The organism is Mailhella sp. (assembly GCF_057866825.1).
The window spans coordinates 1-4,974 of record NZ_DBMAHT010000142.1 but is presented as its reverse complement, the minus strand read 5'-3'; the positions used below and the strand labels follow the sequence as shown (position 1 = coordinate 4,974).

Below are 4,974 nucleotides of genomic sequence, written 5' to 3'. Positions count from 1 at the left end.
AGATATTCGCACATGGATACCGGGGTCTGCTCCTTGTCCCAGGGGCAACCCTTTTCAGGATCGATGAGCTGATTGACGACGTTCTGAAAGCGAAGAAGCTGTTCCTGCTCGTTCATGATGGACTCCGTTTGAAAATGAGGGCGCAACGCGCTGAATTACAGTTGAGGAATGTGAAGATCGAGAGAGCCGGCGAGCGCCTGAATGAAGCGCATGAGCGGGGGAAGCACCTGAGAATGCCTGACCACGTCCACGTCGGGCAGCAGCCGGATGGCGATGTAGCCGATGACTCCGGCAAAAAGGAGGCCTTTGGCCAGGCCGGCCAGCAGACCGAGCATGCGGTCAATGCCGCCGGCAAAGGCGGATTCCAGCATGTTGTGAAGCACATGGGCGAGAAGCCCCACCACAAGAATGCCCGCCACGAAAAGCAGCGCCATGGAGAGCATGGGCGCAAATCCCGGCGAAACGCCGTACTGCGTGAGCAGGGGCGCAAACTGAGCGCTGAAGGTGCGGGCGAGCACAATGCCGGCCGCCACGCCGAGCAGGCCCGCGACTTCCTGCACCAGGCCCCGTATCAGTCCCTTGACGCTGAAAAAGAGCAGAATGATGAGAAGGGCGGTGTCAAGCAGATTGATTTGAAACATAGGACTTCGGCATTCCTCTGAAATAGGTGTCAGGGTATTGTAGAGGAACCGGCGGCACTGTCAAGGAAAAGCGGACGCCGCGCGCTAACCGGAAGCACAGCGCCGTGTTCCGGCCCGTGAAAGCCGGGCGGAAATCTTGCCTAAATGAAAAAAAGAGAGGAATATGAGGCCCGTCCGCAGAAGTAAGCATCCTCTTGCGGACGAAACCTTTTTGAGGAGACCAAGCATGAAAGAGACTTTGCAGGATATCAGAACCCGTCGCAGCTGCCGTAAGTTTCAGCCCCGTCAGATTGCCGAAGAGGAGCTGAACGCCATTCTCGAAGCCGGAACCTGGGCGCCTACCGGTCACGGCTGGCAGTCTCCCGTGATGGTGGTGCTGCAGGACAAGGCCACCATCGAGAAGCTCTCGAAGATGAACGCCGCCATTATGGGCACGAACGGCGATCCCTTCTACGGCGCGCCCACCGTGGTCGTCGTGCTGGCGGACAAGTCCCGCCCCACCTATCGGGAGGACGGCTCGCTAGTCATGGGCAATCTTATGCTGGCCGCGCATGCCGTGGGCGTGGCGTCCTGCTGGATTCATCGCGCCCGCGAAGAGTTTGAATCGGAAGAAGGCAAGGCGCTGCTCAAGAGCTGGGGCATCGAAGGCGACTACGCCGGCGTGGGTCACTGCATTCTCGGCTACGCCGCGGAAAACGGCGAAGCTCCCGCCAAGCCCCGCAAGGACGGCTACATCATCCGCGTGTAGCATTTAGCGCGTTTGGAAAACGCTTCAGCAGAGCCGGGGCCCTCTGAAGCGCGTCTGAGAGCGCTTTTGGCGGGGCGCTTGCCGCAAAAGCTCCGGCGGAACGGCGTCCCTTGCGTCGATCTCCGCACTCGTGTTGCGGCAGGCGTTGAAGACGCCGTCCCCGGCGCTTGCCTCGTGGCTCTTTGCTGTTTTTTGCATCGTGGGCAGATTGCCTTGACCTTTGCAGGTCGAAGCGGTCTGCCCCGATGTTTTTGTGCTCGGAGAAGTCTGAGAAGACAAAAAAGGACCGGCTTGCCTTTTTGTTCGGGGGATTATACCTTCATTGCCCGAAAATACAGGAAGTTTCGTTGTCGGCGGCGCGCGATGCCCTGTCGCCTGCCTCTCTCCGCTTCCGTCGGGGTCAGGAGAGAACGTCGCCCGACGGCGCGGCGGGAAAAGCGCCGGGCGTACGCCGGGAAAGAGTGTTGCGGAACGCGACAAGTCGTTGTCGGCCGCTGCTGTGGAGGAAGCATGAGCGAGTCTCGGATAGGAACGGTGGGCATCGTGGTGGACGATCAGGAAAGCACGCCGCAGATCAACGCCATACTGCATCAGTATGCCGACATCATTGTGGGGCGTCTCGGCATTCCCTATCGCAGCCGCGGCGTGTCCGTCATTGCGCTTGTCGTGGACGGCAGCATGGACGCCATTTCCGGCATGACCGGGCGCATAGGCAAAATTCGCGGCGTGTCCGTCAAGGCCGCCGTTTCGAGGCGCTGAGTCATGATGAATGTTTCGTTTTGCCTTTCCGTAATTCAGGAGCTGGTCGAGGGGCGTCTCCCCGGCCCGGAACGTCTGGGAGCCTTTATCGACGCCTGCGCCCCGGAGCGCTTTGCCGGTCCCGTGCCCGAAAAAGCCCCGGCGCTGGAGGTGGAATATCTTGCCGAAGCCGGACTTCCGGCCGCGGACGCGTCGTCTGTCACCCCCTCGCCGGAAGGTGCTCTGTCTGCGGAAGAGGCGGAAGCGGTGAAGGACGCGCTGTTTGCCGCGGCGCGTGAAAAGGCGCTGGCGCATTTCGGCAACCGCGTTTATATCCGCGGGCTCATAGAAATTTCAAACATCTGCCGTCAGAATTGCCGATACTGCGGCATACGCGCAGGCAACGCACAGGCGGAACGCTACCGGCTTTCTCCCGAACAGATTCTGGACTGCTGCGAGCACGGCTATGGACTGGGATTCCGCACCTTTGTTCTTCAGGGCGGGGAAGACGCCTGGTTCACCGACGAGCGGCTTGCCGACATGCTGCGCAGCATCAAGAAGCGCTGGCCCGACTGCGCGGTGACGCTGTCGGTGGGAGAGCGTTTGACGGAGTCGTATCGGCTTTTGAAGGAAGCCGGAGCCGATCGTTTTCTTTTGCGGCATGAAACGGCCGATCCCGTGCATTACGCCAAGCTGCATCCTGCGGCGCAGTCGTGGAAGCATCGCATGGACTGCCTGAAGGCGCTCAAGAGCTGCGGATATCAGACCGGTGCGGGATTCATGGTCGGCTCGCCCTGGCAGACCACGGACTGCCTTGTGAAGGATCTGTGCTTTCTGCGCGATTTTCAGCCGGAAATGGTGGGCATCGGACCGTTCATTCCTCATGCGCAGACGCCGTTCGCCGCGTTTCCCGCCGGCAGCGTGGAAAGAACGCTGGTGATGGTGGCGCTGGTGCGGCTGCTGCTGCCCTGCGCCATGCTTCCTTCCACCACGGCGCTGGGAACCGCGGCGGGCAACGGTCGTGAACGCGGCATTCTGGCCGGAGCCAATGTGCTCATGCCCAATCTTTCGCCCCGCGAGGCGCGGGCGCGTTACCGTCTTTACAACAACAAGCTCTCGGAAGGCGCGGAATGCGCCGACAATGTCCGGGAACTTCGGGAGCGCATACGCGCCATCGGGTACGACATCGTCGTGGACAGGGGCGATTTTCGGTCCTGCTGACTGTGAAGCGGACCGTGTTTTGCTGGAAAAGGAGACGGTATGTCCGACACTATTAATGATACGCCGCGTTCGGGACGACTGCACATAGGCATTTACGGCAGGCACAACGCGGGCAAGTCTTCCCTTATCAACGCCATTACCGGACACGAAACGGCCATTGTTTCCGAAACGGCGGGAACCACGACGGATCCGGTGTACAAGTCCATGGAAATTCATGGGCTCGGCCCGTGCGTGCTCATAGACACGGCAGGCTTCGACGACGTCGGCCCCATGGGCGAGCTTCGCGTGGAAAAGACCCGGCTGGCGCTGGAGAAAACCGACATGGCGCTGCTCGTGGTGACCGGCGGGGACGATCTTTCCGTGGAAAAGAAGTGGGCGGCGTCGCTGAAGGCGCACAAGACGCCGTTCATCGTGGTGCTCAACAAGATGGACGAGCACAACGAAGCCGAACTTGAGAGTCTTTCTTCCCGCATAGCTGACGAACTCGGCAAAAAGCCCGTGGTAGTGAGCGCAAAAGAGGGCACCAACATGCCCGTGCTGCGCGAGGCCATGCTGCGTCTGGTTCCGGCCGACTGGGGAACCATGAAGCTCACCGGCGATCTTTGCGGAGAGGGCGACGTGGTCATGCTGGTCATGCCGCAGGACATTCAGGCCCCGCAGGGTCGCCTCATCCTGCCGCAGGTGCAGGTCACCCGTGAACTGCTGGACAAAAAATGCATTATTGCCAGCTGCACGGCCGACAAGATAGCGCAGACGCTGAGCGCGCTTTCGCAGCCTCCGCATCTCATCATCACGGATTCGCAGGTGTTCGGCGAAGTCTGGAAGCTCAAGCCTGCGGAAAGTCTGCTGACGTCTTTTTCCATTCTGATGGCGGGATACAAGGGAGACATCCATGAGTTTCTCAAGGGCGCGGAAGCCATCGACCGCCTGACGCCGCATTCCAAGGTGCTCATTGCGGAAGCGTGTACGCATGTGCCGCTTGCGGAAGACATCGGCCGGGAGAAAATACCGCGCAAGCTGCGGGCCCGTTTCGGCGAAACGCTGGAAATCAAGGTGGTGAGCGGAACGGACTTCCCGGCGGATCTCACGCCGTACGATCTCATCATTCACTGCGGCGCGTGCATGTTCAACAGAACCTACATGATGTCGCGGGTGCAGAAGGCTAGGGAGCAGGGCGTTCCCCTGTGCAACTACGGCGTGGCGCTGGCCAAGCTCACGGGCATTCTGGACAAGGTGGTACACGCCTGAACGTGGTTCGGCGCGCCTTGAGTCGATGACGGAAGAACGCGTTGCTTCGTCGCTGCGGTGAAGCAACGCGTTTTTGCATCTGCAAACAAAGAGGGGAGGTTGCCCGTTGCAGACGTTTTCCGGCGATGCGGCCGGAGAGCGAAAGCTGGGGGGCGCTGCGGTTTCTCCGGGAGAAAGAACGCCGTAGAAATCTTTTTTATCAAAAGGGGAAGAAAAACACTTGCCTTTTGGAGCGTGTCCGGCTATATTCCCCTTCGTTGTCGGGATGTGGCTCAGTCTGGTAGAGTACAGCGTTCGGGACGCTGGGGTCGCTGGTTCAAATCCTGCCATCCCGACCAGATGAAAAGAATGTAAAGCCTCGTAAGGGTAACACCTTAT

At 60.0% G+C, this 4,974-nt stretch carries 5 protein-coding genes and 1 tRNA gene; 5 read left to right on the top strand and 1 reads right to left on the bottom strand.

The features are described from left to right. Nucleotides 1-155 precede the first annotated feature (155 nt). On the bottom strand, nucleotides 156-641 hold the full coding sequence (locus ACZM96_RS09595; RefSeq protein WP_489488783.1) for a CvpA family protein: 486 nt from the start codon (nucleotides 639-641) through the stop codon (nucleotides 156-158). Between the two features lie 226 nt (nucleotides 642-867). Here ACZM96_RS09595 and ACZM96_RS09590 point away from each other — a divergent pair, with 226 nt between their 5' ends. The 5 genes from ACZM96_RS09590 to ACZM96_RS09570 all read left to right on the top strand — a co-directional run bounded on the left by ACZM96_RS09590 (nucleotide 868) and on the right by ACZM96_RS09570 (nucleotide 4,934). Then, a complete protein-coding gene (locus ACZM96_RS09590; RefSeq protein WP_489488782.1) occupies nucleotides 868-1,389 on the top strand; it encodes a nitroreductase family protein in 522 nt (173 codons plus the stop codon). Between the two features lie 510 nt (nucleotides 1,390-1,899). Beyond that, entirely contained in the window at nucleotides 1,900-2,148 is a 249-nt protein-coding gene (locus ACZM96_RS09585; protein ID WP_489488781.1) for a TM1266 family iron-only hydrogenase system putative regulator, read from the top strand. Between the two features lie 3 nt (nucleotides 2,149-2,151). Beyond that, nucleotides 2,152-3,348, top strand: coding sequence for a [FeFe] hydrogenase H-cluster radical SAM maturase HydE (gene hydE, locus ACZM96_RS09580; protein WP_489488779.1), 1,197 nt, complete (start codon nucleotides 2,152-2,154; stop codon nucleotides 3,346-3,348). Between the two features lie 39 nt (nucleotides 3,349-3,387). Continuing rightward, a complete protein-coding gene (gene hydF, locus ACZM96_RS09575; protein WP_489488778.1) occupies nucleotides 3,388-4,596 on the top strand; it encodes a [FeFe] hydrogenase H-cluster maturation GTPase HydF in 1,209 nt (402 codons plus the stop codon). 261 nt (nucleotides 4,597-4,857) lie between these two features. Next, nucleotides 4,858-4,934, top strand: a tRNA-Pro gene (locus tag ACZM96_RS09570). Nucleotides 4,935-4,974 lie beyond the last annotated feature (40 nt).

Coding starts and splice junctions, on each gene's coding strand:
- ACZM96_RS09595 (WP_489488783.1), bottom strand. CDS start 641: ATGTTTCAAATCAATCTGCTTGACACCGCCCTTCTCATCATTCTGCTC.
- ACZM96_RS09590 (WP_489488782.1), top strand. CDS start 868: ATGAAAGAGACTTTGCAGGATATCAGAACCCGTCGCAGCTGCCGTAAG.
- ACZM96_RS09585 (WP_489488781.1), top strand. CDS start 1,900: ATGAGCGAGTCTCGGATAGGAACGGTGGGCATCGTGGTGGACGATCAG.
- hydE (WP_489488779.1), top strand. CDS start 2,152: ATGATGAATGTTTCGTTTTGCCTTTCCGTAATTCAGGAGCTGGTCGAG.
- hydF (WP_489488778.1), top strand. CDS start 3,388: ATGTCCGACACTATTAATGATACGCCGCGTTCGGGACGACTGCACATA.